General features: G+C 33.2%; 18 protein-coding genes. 9 read left to right on the top strand and 9 right to left on the bottom strand.

The window, feature by feature from the left end; genetic code table 11:
* Positions 1-351 (top strand): hypothetical protein, encoded by a 351-nt coding sequence (locus tag KKI44_RS13565; protein ID WP_214587762.1) that lies wholly within the window; start codon positions 1-3, stop codon positions 349-351.
* A gap of 72 nt (positions 352-423) precedes the next feature.
* On the opposite strand, the gene mnmA is transcribed toward KKI44_RS13565, so the two are convergent.
* Complete coding sequence (gene mnmA, locus KKI44_RS13560; protein WP_214587761.1) at positions 424-1,611, bottom strand: tRNA 2-thiouridine(34) synthase MnmA; 1,188 nt, start codon at positions 1,609-1,611, stop codon at positions 424-426.
* 117 nt (positions 1,612-1,728) lie between these two features.
* On the opposite strand from mnmA, the gene KKI44_RS13555 reads away from it, so the two are divergent.
* Positions 1,729-2,256, top strand: a complete 528-nt coding sequence (locus KKI44_RS13555; protein WP_214587760.1) for a hypothetical protein — start codon at positions 1,729-1,731, stop codon at positions 2,254-2,256.
* Here the strand turns inward: KKI44_RS13555 and KKI44_RS13550 are convergent.
* Together KKI44_RS13550 and KKI44_RS13545 are read right to left on the bottom strand one after the other, a co-directional pair.
* A complete protein-coding gene (locus tag KKI44_RS13550; RefSeq protein ID WP_214587759.1) occupies positions 2,253-3,203 on the bottom strand; it encodes a Gfo/Idh/MocA family protein in 951 nt (316 codons plus the stop codon). The two genes, KKI44_RS13555 and KKI44_RS13550, sit on opposite strands and share 4 nt — an antisense overlap.
* Positions 3,204-3,331: 128 nt before the next feature.
* A complete protein-coding gene (locus tag KKI44_RS13545) occupies positions 3,332-5,869 on the bottom strand; it encodes an ATP-dependent Clp protease ATP-binding subunit (protein ID WP_214587758.1) in 2,538 nt (845 codons plus the stop codon).
* Between the two features lie 152 nt (positions 5,870-6,021).
* On the opposite strand from KKI44_RS13545, the gene KKI44_RS22715 reads away from it, so the two are divergent.
* From KKI44_RS22715 to KKI44_RS13530, 4 genes are all read left to right on the top strand, one after another.
* Complete coding sequence (locus KKI44_RS22715; protein ID WP_235132165.1) at positions 6,022-6,246, top strand: uroporphyrinogen decarboxylase; 225 nt, start codon at positions 6,022-6,024, stop codon at positions 6,244-6,246.
* Entirely contained in the window at positions 6,246-7,340 is a 1,095-nt protein-coding gene (locus tag KKI44_RS13540; protein WP_214587757.1) for a glycosyltransferase, read from the top strand. Before KKI44_RS22715 ends, KKI44_RS13540 begins: the two co-directional genes overlap by 1 nt.
* 273 nt (positions 7,341-7,613) lie before the next feature.
* Positions 7,614-8,033 carry a SufE family protein gene (locus KKI44_RS13535; protein WP_087706747.1) on the top strand — a complete coding sequence of 140 codons (420 nt, stop codon included), beginning with the start codon at positions 7,614-7,616 and terminating at the stop codon, positions 8,031-8,033.
* Between the two features lie 3 nt (positions 8,034-8,036).
* A complete protein-coding gene (locus KKI44_RS13530; protein WP_250902067.1) occupies positions 8,037-9,005 on the top strand; it encodes a glycosyltransferase family 9 protein in 969 nt (322 codons plus the stop codon).
* A gap of 191 nt (positions 9,006-9,196) precedes the next feature.
* Here the strand turns inward: KKI44_RS13530 and KKI44_RS13525 are convergent, their stop codons facing one another.
* The 4 genes from KKI44_RS13525 to KKI44_RS13510 all read right to left on the bottom strand — a co-directional run bounded on the left by KKI44_RS13525 (position 9,197) and on the right by KKI44_RS13510 (position 11,222).
* Positions 9,197-9,619, bottom strand: a complete 423-nt coding sequence (locus KKI44_RS13525; protein WP_214587756.1) for a hypothetical protein — start codon at positions 9,617-9,619, stop codon at positions 9,197-9,199.
* Positions 9,620-9,685: 66 nt separating this feature from the next.
* On the bottom strand, positions 9,686-10,093 hold the full coding sequence (locus tag KKI44_RS13520; protein WP_214587755.1) for a hypothetical protein: 408 nt from the start codon (positions 10,091-10,093) through the stop codon (positions 9,686-9,688).
* Between the two features lie 11 nt (positions 10,094-10,104).
* Positions 10,105-10,614 carry an HAD domain-containing protein gene (locus KKI44_RS13515; protein ID WP_214587754.1) on the bottom strand — a complete coding sequence of 170 codons (510 nt, stop codon included), beginning with the start codon at positions 10,612-10,614 and terminating at the stop codon, positions 10,105-10,107.
* Positions 10,611-11,222, bottom strand: a complete 612-nt coding sequence (locus KKI44_RS13510; RefSeq protein ID WP_214587753.1) for a hypothetical protein — start codon at positions 11,220-11,222, stop codon at positions 10,611-10,613. Before KKI44_RS13510 ends, KKI44_RS13515 begins: the two co-directional genes overlap by 4 nt.
* Positions 11,223-11,357: 135 nt before the next feature.
* Here KKI44_RS13510 and KKI44_RS13505 point away from each other — a divergent pair, with 135 nt between their 5' ends.
* Entirely contained in the window at positions 11,358-11,594 is a 237-nt protein-coding gene (locus KKI44_RS13505) for a helix-turn-helix domain-containing protein (protein ID WP_214587752.1), read from the top strand.
* Between the two features lie 254 nt (positions 11,595-11,848).
* On the opposite strand, the gene KKI44_RS13500 is transcribed toward KKI44_RS13505, so the two are convergent.
* Both KKI44_RS13500 and KKI44_RS13495 read right to left on the bottom strand, forming a co-directional pair.
* Entirely contained in the window at positions 11,849-12,289 is a 441-nt protein-coding gene (locus tag KKI44_RS13500; RefSeq protein ID WP_214587751.1) for a JAB domain-containing protein, read from the bottom strand.
* A 122-nt stretch (positions 12,290-12,411) separates the two neighbouring features.
* Positions 12,412-12,819: a hypothetical protein gene (locus tag KKI44_RS13495; RefSeq protein WP_214587750.1), complete on the bottom strand. Its 408-nt coding sequence runs from the start codon at positions 12,817-12,819 to the stop codon at positions 12,412-12,414.
* 260 nt (positions 12,820-13,079) lie between these two features.
* Between KKI44_RS13495 and KKI44_RS13490 the strand changes: the two genes are divergently transcribed.
* Together KKI44_RS13490 and KKI44_RS13485 are read left to right on the top strand one after the other, a co-directional pair.
* On the top strand, positions 13,080-14,165 hold the full coding sequence (locus KKI44_RS13490; RefSeq protein WP_214587749.1) for a dsDNA nuclease domain-containing protein: 1,086 nt from the start codon (positions 13,080-13,082) through the stop codon (positions 14,163-14,165).
* Between the two features lie 41 nt (positions 14,166-14,206).
* Positions 14,207-15,922, top strand: a complete 1,716-nt coding sequence (locus tag KKI44_RS13485; RefSeq protein ID WP_214587748.1) for a hypothetical protein — start codon at positions 14,207-14,209, stop codon at positions 15,920-15,922.
* Positions 15,923-15,939 lie beyond the last annotated feature (17 nt).

The following is a 15,939-nucleotide window of genomic DNA, read 5'->3' as shown; positions in this document are numbered from 1 at the left end:
ATGAAAAAAATCCTTATCCACACAATTCCGGTGCTCATAAGTCTGATCTGGCTTATTGCAATCAACCATACTTTAGATCCGATTTCTTTGAAAGGACACTATTTTCTCAAATTCTATTTCATTCTCGTCCTTGGATTTTATGCCTCTGTTTTTGCGCTGAAATTTTTTGGAGAAACCATTTCGAGAACAACTTTTTACTTCCTGATTTCTATATTTCTATTGGGAGTGGTAAAATTCGCCAGAGGAATTTTCTTAGGAAAACCAATCGGTTATTTAATGATGATTTTAATATTGGAAATTATTGTATCTGTGTTTCTTAATTTGTTTTATGTAAACCATAAAATGAAATAGAAATTGATGTTTTTTCAAACAAAAAACCCGAAACTAAAACGCTTCGGGATTATTATTTAGATAAGATTTATTTTAGGAAATAACTCCGCTTCCGATCAGCTCTTCGCTGATGTACCACGATGCAAACTGTCCTTCTGCAATGGCAGACTGCGGTTCTTCAAATTCCACATAGAATCCTTCTTCAAACTGATATAAAGTTGCTTTCTGCAATGGCTGTCTGTATCTGAATCTTGCCATTACTTCCATCGATTCTCCGTTTTTCAGTCTCAGATCTTCACGAACCCAGTGCAGTTCAGAATTATCAATTTTTAAGGCTCTTTTAAGCAGTCCCGGAAACTGATGTCCTTCTCCCACGAAAAGAATATTGTTTTCCATGTCTCTGGAGATGATAAAACAGCTTTCTTTGTGTCCGCCGATTCCAAGTCCTTTGCTTTGTCCGATCGTGAAAAACTGAGCTCCCTGATGTTTTCCGATAACTTTACCGTCAGTCTTTTTGTAATTGATTTTTCGACTGAGGTATTCCAATTCTTCCTGTTTTGACGAAAATTCAGGCATTTCTTCAGCAAAGAGGGGAGAATCTTTGAAAATTTCCACGATTTCACCTTCTTTCGGAACCAATTGCTGCTGTAAAAACTGCGGTAAACTTACTTTTCCGATAAAGCACAATCCCTGAGAATCTTTTTTGTCGGCCGTTACCAAGCCGATTTCTTTGGCGATTTCTCTAACCTGAGGTTTTGTAAGTTCCCCAATCGGAAATAATGCTTTAGAAAGCTGATCCTGACTTAGCTGACATAAGAAGTAGGACTGATCTTTATTGTTATCTTTTCCGGCAAGAAGATGGAAAATTTCCTTTCCGTTTTCATCGATCGTTGAATCTACTCTTGCATAATGTCCGGTTGCGACTTTATCTGCGCCCAGAGACATTGCCGTTTTCATAAAAACATCGAATTTTACTTCTCTGTTGCACAGAACATCAGGATTCGGAGTTCTTCCTTTCTGATATTCGTCGAACATATAATCTACGATTCTTTCCTTGTACAGATCGCTCATATCAATCACCTGAAACGGAATTCCAAGCTTTTGAGCCACCATTAAGGCATCATTGCTGTCCTCGATCCACGGACATTCATCTTCCAGCGTTACCGAAGCATCGTTCCAGTTTCTCATAAACAAAGCCACTACTTCATGACCTTGCTGTTGCAGCAGATACGCTGTAACACTGGAATCCACTCCTCCGGATAATCCTACTACTACTTTCATGTTATTTCAATTTTACGAAACTCTTAACGGGAGTTCTTAGTTTGACGCTGCAAAAATACAATTAAAAAGATTCGCAAAAAAGTGATAATTTTAGACATCGATAAAAACAATTTAAATATGAAAAAACTGATTATTTCTTTATGTGCTTTATGTTCAGGGTTATTTTTTTCTCAGGTTGCTGTAAATGCTTCTCCTGAAAATAATAATCGCTGGACTTTCGGAGGCGGAATCGGCTTTGGTTTTGGAAGCAACAATTACTTTAATCTTTCAGCGGCTCCAAGAGTGGGTTACCGACTTACGGAGGATCTTGAAGGCGGAGTTTTGGGAAGTGTTTCCTGGCAGAAATCAAATGCTTACAGTTCTACCATGTTTGGAGTTGGTCCTTTTCTGAATTATTATATTGCAAGAACCTTTTTTGTAAGTGCCAATTATCAGCATTATTTCATCAACTATAAAGATAAGTTCTATGATTTTAAAGCCAATGCGGATGAAGATGCCCTTTATCTTGGAGGAGGTTATATGCAGAGAATCGGGAATAATTCTTATCTACAATTAGGTTTGATGTATAATGTTTTATGGAAAGAAAATTCGAGTATTTTCTCCAGTGGTTTGGTTCCGAATGTAGGATTTGTGGTGGGGCTTTAGGAATAAATTTTTTCCAGAAGATCAACCAGAGCAATACCGTCTTTTAACAGAATGGCATTGTTCTCTTTTCCCTGTAAGAATTTGAAAATTTCCTGATACATTTCTTTAAGATTCTCTTCATTAGAAGTGGATGGAATTTCAAATTTATCCGGACAATCTGCAATATGCTGGAAAGTAATTTCATTGAAATATTGCCCTGATATTTTAAGAGTGCCTTTTTCTGCGATAATATTGAGCGAAGTCTCCTGATTTTTTTCAAAAACTGAAGTGGTGAAATTGACGGAAACCTTTGTTCCTGTTTTACCCTGAAGAATAAGTAGGGCAGTATCTTCAATTTCTGAGATATTAAAGTTTCTAAAAGAGGTTAAATCTCTGAAAAGAATAGTGAAATCGTCTTTAAAAACGTAACACAAAAGATCCAGAAGGTGAGAAAATTGAGTATATAAGATGCCGCCGTCCATATTCTTTTTTCCCTTCCAGGAATCTTTAATGTAATATTGCTCACCTCTGTTCCAAAAAGCGTTAAGCTGAATATTATATATTTTTCCTAGTTTTTTAGAATCTACAATTTCGCTTAGGAATAAAGTTACGGGTGAAAATCTGTTCTGCATCACCAGAAAAACATGGCTGTTATTTTGATGTGCAGCTTCTCGAAGAGTGGATGCCTGCTCCATATTAAACACAAACGGCTTTTCAATCAGTACGTTATATCCGTTTTCTAATAATGTTTTTGCATGCTGAAAATGCAGATGGTTTGGTGTCGCCACTACAACCAGATCTGTATGTAATTTTTCTTCCAGAAAATGCTCCAGAGAATGAAAGTGTGTTTTGGAGTGAGATTCTGCATGCGAATCTATTTCTGCATTAATGTGGATGTTGGAAATCTGCTCAAGAACCGCCTTATGCTTTTTTCCCATAAATCCTGTTCCTAATATAGAAATATTCATATTCTTCAATTGAGTTGTAAAAATAGTAAAAACTTAAGATTTACAAATGCTAAGAGTATGTTTAAATAAATTAAAAAAAAGCATCAGGAACTTTCCCGATGCTTTTTTATTATGATTAAATTATTTGCTTACGATTGAGAAGACTTTTCTGCGGCAGATTTTTTTGGCTTAGAGCTTTTTCCTGCCAAACCATCTTTTGCTTCATTCAGATCAAGAACTACCGTTTCTCCTTCTGTCAATTGTTTGTTTACCAGCATTTCTGCCAATAAATCTTCAATATATTTCTGGATCGCACGTTTTAATGGTCTTGCTCCAAAATCTTTATCCCATCCTTTTTCAGAAATAAAGTCTTTTGCTTCTTCAGTCAATTCTACTTTATATCCTAATTTTTCTAATCTTGAATACAATTTGTTTAGTTCAAGATCAATGATTTTCTTGATATCTTCTTTTTCAAGAGAATTAAAGATCACGATATCATCAATTCTGTTCAGGAATTCAGGCGAGAACGCTTTTTTAAGTGCATTTTCAATTGTACTTCTTGCTCTGGAATCCGTTGTTGATTTTTTCGCAGAAGTTCCAAATCCGACTCCATCACCGAAATCTTTAAGATCTCTGGTTCCAATATTGGAAGTGAGAATAATGATCGTATTTCTGAAATCGATCTTTCTTCCTAAACTGTCGGTTACGTGTCCTTCATCTAAGATCTGCAACAGGATATTGAATACATCCGGATGCGCTTTTTCAATCTCATCCAAAAGAACTACAGCATAAGGTTTTCTTCTTACCGCTTCGGTTAACTGTCCGCCTTCCTCATATCCTACGTATCCCGGAGGCGCACCCACCAATCTTGAAACGGCAAATTTCTCCATGTATTCACTCATATCGATTCTGATTAAAGATTCATCAGATTCGAAGAGTTCTCTTGCCATTACTTTAGCCAACTCGGTTTTACCAACTCCGGTTGTTCCTAAGAAGATAAAGGTTCCGATTGGACGGTTTGGATCTTTAAGACCGGCTCTGTTTCTTTGAATTGCTTTCACAACCTTTTTCACCGCGTCTTCCTGACCAATAACTTTTCCGTTCAGGTTTCCATCCATTCCGGCAAGTTTATCAAGCTCGTTTTTACCAACTTTCGTTACAGGAACACCGCTCATCATAGAAACCACTTCTGCTACATTCTCTTCTGTTACGGTTTCTTTTTTCTCTTTTACATCTTTGTCCCATTTATCCTGAGCAGAATTCAGTTCCATCTGAAGCCTTTCTTCTTCGTCTTTCAGTTTTCTTGCTTCCAGATAATCCTGCGCTTTTACTGCTTTTTGTTTTAATTCCTTAATTTCTTCGATTTTCTTTTCAAAATCTATAATTTCTGTAGGAACTTTCATGTTTTTAATATACACTCGAGATCCAGCTTCGTCCATCGCATCAATCGCTTTGTCCGGTAGGAAACGGTCTGTGATATATCTTGATGTAAGATTTACACACGCAGCAATTGCTTCAGGTGTATAAATTACATTATGATGCTCTTCGTATTTATCTTTGATCTGGTTTAAAATCTGAACGGTTTCATCAATAGAAGTAGGTTCCACCATTACTTTCTGAAATCTTCTTTCTAATGCGCCATCTTTTTCAATATACTGACGGTATTCATCAAGCGTTGTCGCTCCGATGCACTGAATTTCACCTCTCGCCAAAGCCGGTTTGAACATATTGGAAGCATCTAAGCTTCCTGTTGAACTACCTGCACCTACAATGGTGTGAAGCTCATCAATGAATAAGATAACATCTCTGTTTTTCTCCAGCTCCGTCATGATTGCCTTCATTCTCTCTTCAAACTGACCACGGTATTTTGTTCCCGCAACTAAACTTGCAAGGTCTAAAGTGATCACGCGTTTTCCGTACAGAACTCTGGAAACTTTTTTCTGCTGAATTCTTAAAGCCAGACCTTCCGCGATGGCAGATTTTCCAACTCCCGGTTCACCGATCAGTAAAGGATTATTTTTCTTTCTTCTTGAAAGAATCTGAGAAACTCTCTCAATTTCTTTTTCACGACCGATAACAGGATCCAGCTTTCCGTCTCTCGCCAGAGAAGTTAAATCTCTGCCGAAGTTATCCAAAGTAGGCGTTTTGCTTTTTGCAGAACCTAAGTTTCCTGTAGGCTTTCTCATCTGCTCAAAGTCCTCTCTTTCGTCATCGTCGTCGTAAGCACTCATCTGTGGTGCCTGTCCGGAATTTTTTAACATAGTCTGATATTCTTTTGAAACTCCTTCGTAATCAATATCATAAGCTCCTAATATTGTAGAAGTAGGGTCCTCATATTTATAAAGAATGCCTAAAAGCAGATGAACGGTATTAATTTCATTGCTTTTGTATTGTCTGCATTCAAGCTCAGCACGTTTAATGGCATGATCTGCCATTTTCGTGAAAGAAATATTGGTAACCTCCTCAGAAATAGGATTAAGACTTGCTGTATTTAAAGTTTCAATTTTTCTTCTGATTTGTGTAAGATCCGCATTAAGGTTTTGAAGGATTTCTTTTGCAGAGTTTTCTGTTTTTATAATACCTAAAAGTAGATGTTCTGTATTAAGAAATTCACTCTTGAGCCTTTTCGCTTCGCTCTTGCTTTGTTTGAACACCTGGCTCAAACCTTGTGAAAACTTATAATCCATAATATATCTCATTAGAATAAAAGCAACATTGCCATTTATTCATTATCTAAATTACAAATATTTTACCAAAAAGCAATAAATGACTTTATGGCAGAAAAAATTTTATTATCTTATTGAAAATGATTAAGTTTGTCCTCCCGAAATTTTTATTCATGAATTCTGATTTTGCTAGCTATATAGGATATTCTGCATCTGTTTTTATTGTATTGAGTTTCATCTTGAAAGATGTAAGAAAAATCAGGCTCGTAAATATGTTCGGCTGTATATGTTTTGTCATTTACGGAATATTTAGCGGGATGCTCTGGCCGGTAATTATTCCGAATGGACTTATCTGTTTTATTCAGATGTATTATCTAATATTTGGTAAGAAAAATTAATGAAGAAGAAAATAATAACCTCGGCATTCAGCAATCTTTATACGGATCAGAGAATAGAGAAAGTATGCAAAACCCTTTTCGACAGCGGGTATAATATAGAACTTATAGGGAATGACTGGGGAGGAAACGAAAAAATGGAGCGCCCGTATCCGTTTGAAAGAATAAAAATAAAATCTAAGACTTTAAAAACGGCATATTTTGAGTTTAACTGGAAGCTTTATAAGGAATTAAAGAAAAAAGCTGACAAAAATACAATTCTTCATGCCAATGATATAGATGCGCTTCTGCCAAATTATCTTATTTCAAAAAAATTAAATATTCCTTTGGTTTTTGATAGTCATGAAATTTTTACGGAAATGCCTGCAATACAGAATAAGCTTTCACAAAAGGTTTGGAGGGTATTGGAAAAAAGCATTGTGCCCAAAATTAAATTCATGATGACAGAGAGTGAAAGCTATGCCGAATGGTTTAAGGAAAAATATAAAGTAAATCCTGTTGTTGTAAGAAATATTCCAAGAGAAATTATTTCTACTCCCGAAATTCCGGAAAATAATCCTAAAATAATTCTTTATCAGGGAGCGGTTAACCAATCCCGCGGAATTGATAAGGTAATCGTTGCTATGCATTCTATTGAGAATGCTGTTCTCAAAATTGCCGGAGATGGTCCTAAAAAAAAGGAGTATGAAAATCTTGTCATAAAGGAAAAGCTTCAGGATAAAGTTGTGTTTCTTGGAAAGCTAAAGCCGGAAAATCTTAGAGAAGTAACAAAAACAGCAGATACAGGATTCAGTCTGGAAGAAAATAATGGGGTGAGTTATTACTATTCTCTTCCCAATAAAGTCTGCGATTATATACAATCCAGAGTACCGTTGGTGATGATCAATTTCCCTGAAATGCTTCGTATAAAAAAGCAGTTTGATATAGGTGAAGTTGTTACAGATCATGATCCGGAGAAAATAGCTGCGGCTTTGAATAAAGTTCTTGAAAGGGGACGCCTAAACTATAAAACTGAGCTTGAAAAAGCGGCAAAGGTATTTTGTTGGGAAAACGAGGAAACCAAAATCTTACAGCTTTTTGAAAAAGCTTCTCTTTAGATAACTCTACTAAGTTTGTCATCCTACAAGGATCTAAGCTTGATTCTTTTGAGACGGTTTATTCATATTATTTTATGTTTTTTCAGAAAGACAAATTTAGCTATGTCAAATATTTGATATTGATGACTTTAATTTTAGCCCCGATTGCCGCGACATCCTTTTTTGCATGGGAAAAGAACGGACAAAAAAGATACAGCAGAAAGCGGGAAGAGCTCCAAATAAATGAAGCATATTTTAAATTTGGCTATCTTTGCAGAAAGAAATCGGTTTACAATGACTATTAAAGAAAAACAGCAGGAAATCATCGACGAATTTGCTTTTCTTGAAGACTGGGAGCAGAAATACGAATATATTATCGATCTTGGAAAAGAGCTGAAAGGTCTTTCTGATGACAAGAAAACAGAAGAAAATCTGATCAAGGGCTGTCAGAGTAAAGTCTGGATTGATGCCGAATTTAAGGATGGAAAGCTGTTTTTTGAGGCAGATTCGGACGGGATTTTGCCGAAAGGTATTGTTTCGCTTCTGGTAAGCATTTACAGCGGTCATTCTACACAGGAAATTCTGGATTCTGATTTTGAGTTTATTTCTGAAATTGGCTTGCAGGAGTTTCTTTCTCCTTCCAGAGCCAATGGTTTAATGGCTATGACGAAGCAGATTAAATTTTACGCAGTCGCATATCAGCTGAAGTCTTAATCTGTGACACGAATTTTAGCATACCGTTTTTCTGCTTTTGGAGATGTTGCGATGACAGCTCCCGTCTTCCGTGAGTTTTTAGAGCAAAATCCGGATGTGGAAATTGTAATGGTTTCCCGAAAGAATTTTGAAGCTTTATTTGCTGATATTCCGAATGTTATATTCAAAGGAGTGAATCTTGATGACTATAAAGGAATATTCGGATTGAGACGTCTTGCCAATGAATTGATTAAAGAGTTTCATCCGGATCTTATTGCTAATCTCCATGATGTAATCCGCACGAAGATTCTGGATAAAATTTACAGAAGAAAAGGACTTAAAGTATTCAAAATCAATAAAGGCAAAGAAGAAAAAGAAGACCTTACGAATGTATGGAATTTAAATAAAGTTCAGCTTAAGAAAACCGTAGAACGTTATGCGGATGTTTTTCGGGAAATGGGCTTTAAAGTTGAACTTTCTCATAAATTGAGACCTATCTCTATTGAAAAATCTGGAATTGGATTTGCGCCCTTTGCTCAGCATCGCGGAAAAATGCTTCCGCTTGAAAAATCTTTTGAGTTGGCTAAAATTTTAGCACAAAAACAGACAGTATATTTTTTCGGAGGAGGAAAATCTGAAACCGAAACGCTGGAGCAGTGGGAGAGAGAAATCCCGAATACCTTCAGTTTAGCCGGAAAGTTGAGCCTTGAAGAGGAATTGCATAAAATTTCTCAGTTAGAATTGATGGTTTCCATGGATTCTGCAAACATGCACCTCGCTAGTCTTATGGGTACAAGATGCGTTTCCGTTTGGGGACAAACTCATCCTTTTGCAGGTTTTTTAGGTTTCGGACAAAGGGAAGAAGATGTGGTTCAGGTGAAAGACCTTACCTGCAGACCTTGTTCTGTTTTTGGGGATAAAGAATGCTATCGCGGAGACTGGGCTTGTCTTGAGGAGTTACATGTGCAGAAAATAGTGGAAAAGATTTTATAAATAGGGCCTTCCGATTCTGTGGAGGCTTTTTTTAATCAGTCTTACACAGAAGATATAAAAACAAAAAAGTCTCCCTTAAAAAAGAGAGATTTCTGTGGGTCCTGAGGGATTCGAGTTCTTTTAGTTTACATATTGATATGTAATGTCTTACAAGCTTTTCTTAATGAGGGTATGCCTAAAAGTATGCCTTTTTACTCTATAAGTATTTTTAAATATGGAAATGTGTTAGAGAAGTAAATCAGTCTAATTTCTCTACTAGCTGGAAAATAGATATTCCAATAAACTACCTTTCTGGTTATAAACTTGTGTATAATCATGCCATCAGGTAGGATTTCAAGGTTTATTCTTGTTGCCCTATCTGATAAAGCCTTATTTATTCTGTTATAGTAATGTTCTGATTTCTTGTCAAATTCTAGTGTTACAACTTCCAATATATCCCAAAAGAATATTAATTCTGTTCTATGAGGTGTAAAGTTTAGAAACTTCTTTATTTCACTTCCTACCCATAAATAGCTACAATAAGCATTATCAGGTATGCTGTCTGCAATACTCATTAGGTTTAATTCCCAGTTGTCGTATTGATATCCAATTCTAAATGGTATTCTTGGTTTCATAGTTGGTAAATAAAAAACCACCTGAAACAGATGGCTTAATATAAAATGGTTTAAAATAGTTTGATATCACTGAGTTATATTTATGATTTTATATGACAGGTAAGAGCCCTCTATTTTTTTCTTATTTAACAGTATTAAAATCCCATTTTCCTTAATCTTATCAGAAACATAGTAGAAGTCTTCAGGCTTGTTCATATCTTGCATAAGTAAAGCTCCCTTCTCCATTGTTTTTATATATCTTACTCCAAATCCTGTAGAACCTTCTGGCATTTGAAACAGGATATAATAACTCTTATAAAAGTCATCATATTCAATTGAAAGAACTTTTCCATAAGGTCTTTCAAATAGCACTTTTTTAGTTTTTGCATCCTGAGCTACTAAATAGATGTCACCTTTCATATAGGTGATTTTATCTGTTTGAGCTTTAATAACAATTGCAAGGAAAAACAATAATAGTAATGTAGCTTTTTTCATGGTATATATTTTTATGGAAGTTCTATTTTAGGAATTTTATATGAGTTTAGAAATTCTATTATCTCATCTGCATTAGCTTCTGTAAGTCCTACTTTATCATCTATTTGAAAGAAGTGCTTCTCTTGGATATCCAGTATATCATCTTCATCATCTATGATAACATAGTTTTCTAAACCTCCTTTTAAAGTTTTGTGATAATCTCTAATCCATTTAAGAATTTCAAGACCTCTCGGAGCTAGTTCAAATGTGTCTTTATAATGAAGTGATTCTGTAAAACTGATTATCTCAACATTCAGATTAACTTCTTTAAATAACTCATTAATTTCCTCTAAGTTTCTTATAAGTCTCCATGCAGAAGACAGGACTACTTTAGCACCAGTACTACTTATTATTCTGTTTAGCGCAATAACATTTCTTGGGTCAAAGTGAGAATTCTCTTTATGATGGGAATGTAGGCTCTTATTTTTGTAATACTCTGCATTATTTAAGACACCATCTATGTCAACGAAGATAATTTTCATGCATGTTTCTTTTTAATAATCATTCTGAATAGGAGATACAATATTCCAATAGCTCCTAGAGCAATTAATCCCCATTTTAAATACTTCTTTCTTTCATATTCCTTCTGCATTTGTTGAAGAGTTATATCATCAGGCATTTCATAAGGACTAAGCCCATTAGCTTCTGCCATTTCCTCATACTTTTTTGGAAAAGTCTTGATACTTTGAGAGGCACTGCCATAAAGCCCAGATTTATCCTCTCCATAGGTGTTAGGAGCTTCTGGTTTGTGTATATCTTCCTGACTCTCAGGCTCAGAAAATAAACTTTTTAGTTTGTCTTCTGATCTAGTACTTGACTTATTTTGACTTATATCTCCAATTTTTAGTATTCCATCATAATTTCTAAACCCTTTTATCTTACCATTCTTAAAAGTAACAGTAGCTATGCCTTCTTCTCCATATCTCCAAATCTCCTCTCCAAATTCCTCATAGACCTCTATAGAGGTAGGCTCATCTTGCACTTTCTTTACTTCCTGTTTAGTAGAACCTATATTGATATATTGTGCATACAGAGTATTGAAACTTGATAACAGAAGAATAAATAAAGGTATGTTTAAGATCTTTTTCATTGTTGAGTTTTTTGGTTGTTAATTTATCTTTTAATATTCCTTATGCCTTACGGGAATCCATAATATAATATTGTCATATATGGCATTAAATCACAAACATAATAATCTTTTCTTGACTTGCCAAATATGTCAAGTATGGAGAAGTCAGAATTATTAAAATCTGTGGGCAAAAAAATACAGGAAATAAGGAATAATAAGGGTTTAACCCAAGTTGAGCTAGTAGGAAAAATTGAAGGTGAAATTGATACTACCAATATTTCAAGAATAGAAGCAGGAAGAACCAATCCAACTCTTTTTACTCTTTACAGAATAGCAGAAGCTTTGGAAGTAAAACTTTCTGATCTGGTAGATATTGTCTTAATAGAAGAGTAGTTCTTTCAAAATTTGGCTATTATACTATATCTTGAAAAATAAGAAGAATGATATTTCTATAATATTAGAAGGAATTACATCTGTGATGCATTTGCTCTTTTATACAGTGACAAAGTGATAAAATATTGAAAGACTTTTTTAAAAGATTTTATATAGAAACTCCTTATACAACAATAGAATATGTTAGAAAACTCTCTGTTAATATTGTCACTTTATCACTTAATTTTAAAATGTAAATATTTTAAGATTAATATTTATAGTAGTCCTTCATCAGCAAAGCTGTAATAAGATTCCTTATTGATAATTAAATGGTCAAGTAATTTAATATCTAAAAATCCACATGCTGCTTTTAATTTACTTGTAATATCCATATCAGCTTTGCTTGGTTTCAAACCTGTACTGGGATGATTGTGAATTAGGATGATATGAGTTGAAACAGACTTTAATGCAACAGATAGAATTAACCTTATATCTACTATACTAGAAGATATACCTCCTTTTGATAAGCTATAAATACCTATAATTTTAAGTGCATTATTAAGAAACATAATTTTAACTTCTTCAAACATTTCAATTGTATCTATATTCCAATTATTGAGAGCTACTTTGTATGATATTTCACTAGTAGAAACTATAGTATCTATTATGTTAGGAGAATAGGAAACCTGTATTTCTGATATTTGATGATGTTCCATAAATAAAAAGAATTAAGTGGGGAATTATAGAATAAAAACTTCCAATCTCGTATTTACACTGTATAGCATAGAATACGATACTGGAAGTTTTATGTGATAAAGTTCTATTTTGAACTCTAAGATTAATCTGCTAATACATGATCATATTTTCCATTAGTAGAAAAAGCTTTTAAATCTACTTCAAAGTTGTCAGATGAAACCTCATTAGACTTTATTGAGCTAGAAGGAACACTACTTTCCAGAACATACACGAACCTGTGTTGCATAATAATGGATTCTCCTGTTTCTTTAATAACATACTCATAAGGCTCACATTTTTCTTTCTGAACACTGCCCTGAAGCTCAGTCCCAATTAAAGCCTTACAGGTTTCTTCATCAAATGTAGATGAAATGAAAGTCTTTTTGGCTGTAGCATAATATTGGTTGGTCTTTTGGCTTAATACCATTTCAATTCCTCCTTGAACTTCTAAAGCACAAAATGTTGTACCATCCTCTCTTTGTCTTGCTTTGTAGTTGATAATTCTTACCATTGTTTTTAAGTTTTTGAGTTAGATTTTCACCTTTCCTAAGAGATATGTTCAGATTCAACTATTGTTCTAGAAGAAATTTATAGTTTGCCTGAAACTTTATTTTCTATTAGAAAAGGGACGGGAGAGATTCCCTCAAACATAAGTACGGGGGCTTAGTTTTCAGGAGGAATGAGCTTTCGAATGGCTTTTTAAAATTTGAAATGTAAAAAATTTCTGTAAAAAGTGTATTTTTGATAAAATAACCATATCAATACTTTCAAATGAGTCTATTAGATAAATTCAAAATTGTTAAACCACGTGAAAATTCAGGTTCAATGGCATCTAATAGATTTGATTTCCAGAAGAACTGGGCAATATGTAAACTTATTGAATTACTTTCTAATGGCGATTCTGATTTCTTGTTAGCATTTGAATATCATGAGGATATCATATTACTTGATTCAAGTTCAAATCCTAGCCAGATAGATTTTTTTCAGATTAAAACAAAAAATAAAGGTGCTTATACACTAAATGAAATTTTGAAAAGGAAAAAACTCAAAACAGAAGATTCCGGTTCAATATTAGGAAAGCTCTTTATCAACAGAACAAATTTTAATGACGAAACAAATAGTTTAAATATTGTTTCAAACACTTCGTTCAAACCTAGTGGGATATCAAGTGGTACATTCTGTTGTAATCAGCTTAACGATAATGAGAAAAAAGAGATTGAGAAAAGTTTAGAATCTGAACTAGGAATTAGGTGGCTTGAGGAATTTTTAGATATTATTTTCTTCCACACTTCAGATTTAACAGTTAATCATCATAATGAAATCACGAAAGATAAGTTAAATAAACTTATAGAAAATAATTATTCATCAGATGTAAAGTTCAATCCTTCACTTGCTTATAGAACAATTTTTGATGAGGTTAATAGAAGAAATAATATTGAAAAAGATATTAACAGTTTTGAAGAATTAATTAAGTATAAAGCTATATCAAGGGAGGATTTTGAAAAAATGTTAAATATTGTAGTTTCTGTACCAAATAAATTAGAAATGTTAAAAACAAGAGTTTTCAACTCTTTAGATGCACTTGGAATAAATGTATTTCTACGTAAGAAATTAGTTGAAGCATGGAAAGATGCTGAAATTCAATACTTAACAATCAATAATGTTTTTTTCTTTAAATGTATAGAAATAATTAAAAACTCAATAGATACTAATTTGGAAAGTCTACAAGGAGATACTTTTGAAAGCTTAGAAATTATTTATACAGATATAACTTCTAACAAAACAATAAAGGAACAAAAAATATTTAATGAATACTTTTTGAAAGCTATCATTTTAAAAGAATTTTATGATGAGTAACAATTTTCACAAACTAATAAGAAACCTAAGAACCAGTAAATATGAAAAGATTAGTCTTCGAGGAGATTCAGATATTGTCTCACAGAGAAAGAAAAGCAATAAAAATACAATTCAACCCAAAAAAGACAATAATAAAGGGAGCTAATCAAGTTGGTAAGTCAAGTTTAATTAAAAGTATTTATTACACTTTAGGTGCAACACCAGTAAAATTAAATACAAACTGGACTAAAGCAGAGCCTATAACATATCTAAAAATGAAAATTGACACATTGTCAATTTCTGTATTGAGATATGATAAATCAAGGTATGTAGTTGTTGATGAAAATGGAACTGTTGTTTCACATAGTTTTAAAAGCCTTTCAGCATATCTAAACTCACTCTTTGATTTCAATTTATTTATATCTAATAGAAATGGTGAACCAGAAAATCCTCCAACTCCATATCTATTCCTGCCATTTTATATTGACCAAGATAAAAATTGGAATGACAGTTGGAATGCTTTTAATGGTCTACAACAATTTAGTAATTGGAAAAAACCTCTTTTGGACTATCATTCGGGTATAAGAGGTAATAAATATTATGAGACAAAAACTGAATTAGATGCAACTAAAATAGAGTTGGATGAAACTAAAAATGAGATTGAAACTTTAAATAAGATTCTGCGAGGAATAAAGGAAAAACTACATAATGATGATTTTAGTATTACTGTTGATGACTTCAGTAATGAAATCACAGAGCTTTTAGCAGAGTGTGAACTTCTAAAATCAGAGCAAAATAAGCTGAAGCAAAAGTTAACAGATTTATATAATCATAAATCAGTAATTGAATCTAGGATTGCAATTGTTGAAAATTCAATTAAAGAAACTCAAGCTGATTATAAGTTTGCACTAAATTATGTGGATGAATCTATTGATTGTCCAATGTGTGGGGCTCATTATGAAAACAACTTTAATGAAAGGTTTTCAATTGCTGAAGACCAAGAAAAATTAGAAGAGCTTCTTATAGAGTTAAAAAATGAACTACTTAAAGTCGGTGAAAATATTTCTAAGTATGATAAATCTTTTATAGAGAAAAAGATAGATTTTGAAAAAATTGAAGAAGCTTTAAATTCTAAAAAGGAAGAAATTAAACTTGCTGATATTATTGAAAATGAAGGAAAGAAAAAAGTCAATGAGATTTTCAAGAATGAACAAAATTTAGTTTATCAAAAGATTGGAAATGCTAGAACTAGATATGAGCTTTTAGAAAAACAACTTAAAGATATTAATAAAGAAGGAGAAAATAAAAAGCATAAAGTAATGCTATCTTACAGATCTAATCTTAAAAAATTTCTTGAAGAGCTAAATATTGATACAGAAAAAACCAATCCAACAGTTTTTGAGAGAATGGATGCTAAAATGAACGAGCAAGGAAGTAATCTACCTAGAGCCTTATTAGCATATTACTTTTCAATATTAAAAGTTATGAATAGCTACTCTACATCAACTTTTTGTCCAATAGTAATTGATTCCCCTAATCAGCAAGAACAAGATGGAGAAAACAGAAAGGCTATAATGAATTTTATCTATAATAATCAGCCTGAAAACTCTCAGCTTATTTTAGGTTTAGTAGATGATATTGACACCTCACTATTTGATGGAGACATTGTTATGTTAGAAGATGAAAAATACTCTTTATTAAAAGAAAAATATTATAAAGAGGTAAGTGACGAGCTTTCTCCAATTATTTTAGATGGAGTATTTAATGATTTACTTTGATATGAAGATATATCCAC

The sequence above is a fragment of the Chryseobacterium sp. ZHDP1 genome (assembly GCF_018603435.1).
Classification (GTDB): domain Bacteria; phylum Bacteroidota; class Bacteroidia; order Flavobacteriales; family Weeksellaceae; genus Chryseobacterium; species Chryseobacterium indicum.
The sequence above is the reverse complement of the archived record's forward strand: the minus strand, read 5'-3'. Positions and strand labels throughout refer to the sequence as shown.